Here is a 2,989-nt window from a genome sequence, read left to right on the forward strand (position 1 = left end):
CAGCCGCCGCAGCGAGCGTCACCGCCGCCGCGACCACCCTGGCCGAGCTGGCCGGACGCCTGCCGTCGCTGCTCCCGAAGCCGCCCGCCGGTCGGGGCGGTGACGTTCCGCCTGACAGCGCACCCTGAGGCAGGTCCCGCGCCGGGCCCCGGCGGCTACCATGACAGGGTGGACCAGTTCTGGGACTTCGCGGGCGACTTCTGGTGGCTCGTCTTTCCCCTCTTCGGCGTGCTGGCATCCGTCGGCAGCGCCTGGGAGCGGGGAGCGCGCCGCCGCCACAGGCGGCGCCTCGAAGTCCTTCGCGCCAAGGCCGAGTTGAAGGCCGCACAGGCGGCGGCGCGAGGCAAGCCGGTGGCCGCGGCATCCCTCCCGCCCGTCACGGGCGCGACCGCGACGACCGTGGGAGCTCCGGCCGAGACCGCGACGCGCGAGACGCAGGCCACCCAGCTCGAGCGACTCCTCGCGACGCACGACGCCGTGACCGCGCGGTGGCTCGAGTACGAGCTCGACGTCGCGAAGATCATCGCCTTCCCGGCCATGAGCGACGGACGCCAGCCGCTCACCGCTGCTTTCCTGCGCGCCAAGCGCATCGCCGATGGTCTGCGGCCCCCGTCGGCGAAGGCCCGCATCACCAACGAGCAGCTCACCGAGTACCGCAACGCGGTCGCCGACTTCGAGGTCGCGTTCGACGTCGCCGAGCGCGACGCCCGGCGCCTGCGCGACTCGAGCTTCACCGAGGCCGAGCGCAAGCGCCTCGACACCGCGAAGCAGCTGCTGACGGTCGCCGTCGACGAGGCGGCGACCCCCGCCGAGCGGCAGCTCGCCTACCGCCGCGTGCGCGAGGAGCTCGACGGCCTCATCTCGGTCTCGGACGAGGCCATCGAGGTGCTCGAGAAGAAGGTCATGCTCGAGCTCGGGCCCTCGTCGGACGCCGGCACGACGACGACGGATGCCCCGGCCGCCACCGAAGCGCACCTCTCGGCGCACGAGCCCGATGCCACCCCCGCTGCGTCCCCCACGCCCGAGCCCAAGTCGTGGCCCGTGCCCGCACGGACCCCCGGGGCTCCCGGACGCGTCGTGCGCCCGAAGAGCCGCCCCTCGGGCTGACCCGGAGCACGAGAACGGCACGCCGCCCGACCGAGGTCGAACGGCGTGCCGCGTCGTGTGGTGGTGCCAGGTCAGGAGGTCAGTCCGTCGACGTACTCCTGGTTGTCGGCGATCCACTGCTCGACGACGGGACCGTAGTCGTCGCCGTCGTACTGGTTGAACATCGCGTCCTCGAGCGAGTACAGGACGTCGCTGGGCATCTTGAAGTTCGAGATCCACTCGAACACCTCGGGGAAGTCCTCCTCGAAGCTGGTGGCCGCGACCGAGTGGATGCCCTCGGCGTCGCCGAGGAGGCCCTGCGGGTCTTCGAGGTCCTTCACCGGGAACGCGTTGTAGGCCCAGTGCGGACGCCACAGCGTCACGACGATGTTCTCACCCGCGTCGGTGGCCGACTGCAGTTCGGCGAGCATCGCCGGCGTCGACGACTCGATGAGCGTCATGCCGTCGAGGCCGTAGCCCGGCACGACCTCGTCGCCCGTGATGCGCATGAGACCCGAACCGGGCTCGATCCCGACGATCTGGTTCCCGAAGGCGTCGGCGTTGGCCGCGAGCTCGTCGAGCGAGTCGATGGGGGCGTCCTCGTTCACCGCGATGGTGAGCTTCGCCTCGTCGTTCCAGGATCCCAGGTCGACGATGTCGTCGCCGTACTGCTCCATGTAGTCGGCGTGCGTGATCGGCAGCCACGTGTCGAGGACGAGATCGAAGTCGCCTCCTGCGAGCCCCGCGTACACCGGCGCCACGTCCGCGTACGTCAACTCGACCTCGTAGCCCTGCTCTTCGAGGATCGCGGCCCACAGCTGCGACGCGGCGATCCCCTCGTCCCAGCCGTTGAACACGGCGAGTTCGATGGCGCGGTCGGCGCCGCCCTCGGGCGAGGCGGAGTCCGTGCCTTCGTCGGCGCTGCCCGAGCATCCGGTCAGCACGAGGGTTGCGGCTCCGGCGAGCGCGATGCCCGAGGCAAGGTGCTTTCTCTTGCTCATCATGTCGACTTCCTCTCCATCCGCGGTGTGCGCGGATCGGTCTTGGTCAGGACGCACGAATCTCGCGCGCCTCCGGCGGGCTGATGGACCCGCCTGGTCGGTGGATGACGGATGCCGCGGTCCGTGGCATCCGTCACGTGATCTCAGCGCACGATCGGGGCGCGACGGGGCGACGCGGTCAGTCGCTCGCGATCCGTCTCGGCTGCCGCGACATCCGGCTTGTCGTCATCCGGCGAGTCGCCCGTCGAACGCGACCTGGCCCTCTTCGAGCGCGCGCGGCCGGGGTCGGCGAAAGCGGAGGTGATCCGGTCGAGGATCATCGCGATGATCACGATCGAGATGCCCGCCTCGAATCCGAGTCCGACGTTGATGCGGCCGATGGCGCGGGTGATCTCGCCGCCGAGGCCGCCGGCGCCGACGATGCCGGCGATCACGACCATCGACAGGCTCAGCATGATGATCTGGTTGACGCCGGCCATGATGCTCGGCAGCGCGAGCGGCAGCTGGATCTGGCGGAGGATGCGCCCGGGGGTCGCGCCGAAGGCGTGGCCGGCCTCGACGACCTCATGGTCGACGCCGCGGATCCCGAGCTCGGTGAGTCGCACGCCGGGGGCGAGGGCGAACAGGATGGTGGCGATCATTCCGGGCACGGCCCCGACCCCGAAGAAGATGATGGCCGGGATCAGGTACACGAACGCCGGCATCGTCTGCAGGAAATCGAGGATCGGCCGCACGACGCGCGAGACGTGGTCGTTGCGGGCGGCCCAGATCCCGACGGGGATGCTGATCGCCGTTGCGATGAGCGATGCGACCAGCACGAGCGCCAGGGTGTCCATGGCGTTGTCCCATTGGTCGACGAGCACGATCAGCAGCAGGCCGAGACCGGTGCCGAGGGCGAGCCG

Annotated in this window: 3 protein-coding genes; 1 reads left to right on the plus strand and 2 read right to left on the minus strand. The window is 70.6% G+C overall.

Annotated features, from left to right (window positions below; genetic code table 11):
- Positions 1–168 precede the first annotated feature (168 nt).
- On the plus strand, positions 169–1,107 hold the full coding sequence (locus tag EIO58_RS15225; protein ID WP_127820225.1) for a hypothetical protein: 939 nt from the start codon (positions 169–171) through the stop codon (positions 1,105–1,107).
- Between the two features lie 71 nt (positions 1,108–1,178).
- Here EIO58_RS15225 and EIO58_RS15230 read toward each other — a convergent pair whose 3' ends face one another.
- Positions 1,179–2,090: a glycine betaine ABC transporter substrate-binding protein gene (locus tag EIO58_RS15230; protein WP_127820226.1), complete on the minus strand. Its 912-nt coding sequence runs from the start codon at positions 2,088–2,090 to the stop codon at positions 1,179–1,181.
- 140 nt (positions 2,091–2,230) lie between these two features.
- A partial coding sequence (locus tag EIO58_RS15235; protein ID WP_127820227.1) for an ABC transporter permease occupies positions 2,231–2,989 on the minus strand: 759 nt, incomplete at its 5' end.

The organism is Microbacterium sp. CPCC 204701 (assembly GCF_004010105.1).
GTDB lineage: Bacteria > Actinomycetota > Actinomycetes > Actinomycetales > Microbacteriaceae > Microbacterium.